This window comes from Rothia sp. HMSC058E10, from assembly GCF_001809415.1.
In the GTDB taxonomy this organism is placed as follows: domain Bacteria; phylum Actinomycetota; class Actinomycetes; order Actinomycetales; family Micrococcaceae; genus Rothia; species Rothia dentocariosa.
In genome coordinates this window covers 1-830 of the sequence record NZ_KV797629.1, presented here as the reverse complement: position 1 = coordinate 830, position 830 = coordinate 1, and the positions used below count along the sequence as shown (strand labels likewise).

Annotated in this window: 1 protein-coding gene; it reads left to right on the top strand. The window is 43.1% G+C overall.

Going from position 1 to position 830, the window contains the following annotated elements:
* Positions 1 to 192: 192 nt before the first annotated feature.
* Positions 193 to 822, top strand: a complete 630-nt coding sequence (locus HMPREF2609_RS05755; protein WP_083296706.1) for a hypothetical protein — start codon at positions 193 to 195, stop codon at positions 820 to 822.
* Positions 823 to 830: the final 8 nt, after the last annotated feature.

The window sequence follows — 830 nt, the reverse complement described above, 5'->3', positions numbered from 1 at the left end:
CAGGTGTTGGAGTTTTTTGAGGGTCGGGCGATTGTGGTGCCTGAGTTTGATGAAGAAGACCCTGGGGCCGAGTATCCAGTGTATGTTAAAAATAAGGAAGATACTATTAGAAGTTGGCGAGGGATGACGGTTGACCCAGAGGATACTGAGGGGTAGAAGTCGTCCGCGCGCACGGAGAAATCTTCACGCCCATTGAGAAGTAAAACTATTATAGGTTTTTATACAAATAAGCTAGATAAGACCTTCTTCCCAGTTGTGTATGTAAAGGAAGATGATGACGTCTTAGAGCGGCAACTAGAGCTGCTACGAAAGCAGAGGTGGAAAATTATTGAGTTTTCTTGCTCTGCTCTTGTTCAGGCAAGGACCGAGAATGAATATTTTAAGGAGCATTTAGGGCCTATTGAATATCCTTATGGAATGCCTGATGATCCAGTAAATCTGATCTATGAGTACATGGAAGATTTGCATTGGCTGGATTTGAGTAAAGGAGTTTTCGTGGTCTTGCGGGACTATGACGCGTTATTCCGAGAGGATAAAGGCCCTGAATACTTGCAGGCAAAGTGGATGGCACAGATTCTGCAAAGTGCGGATAATGACTTACGGTATCGGCATTCCTGGTATGGGAATGGAGACTACGACCCACCGCATGTACTTTACGGTATGGAGGTGTCTCGAAACCACCTTGATCAGGTCTTGGAATATTTTGAAGGCCGTGCAATTGTTATTCCTGAGTTTGACGAAAAAAATCCAGAAGCTGAGCATCCTTTATACCTTAAAAATAAGGATGAATTTTTGGAAACTTGGAAGCACGAAAATAGTTAATGTAATAC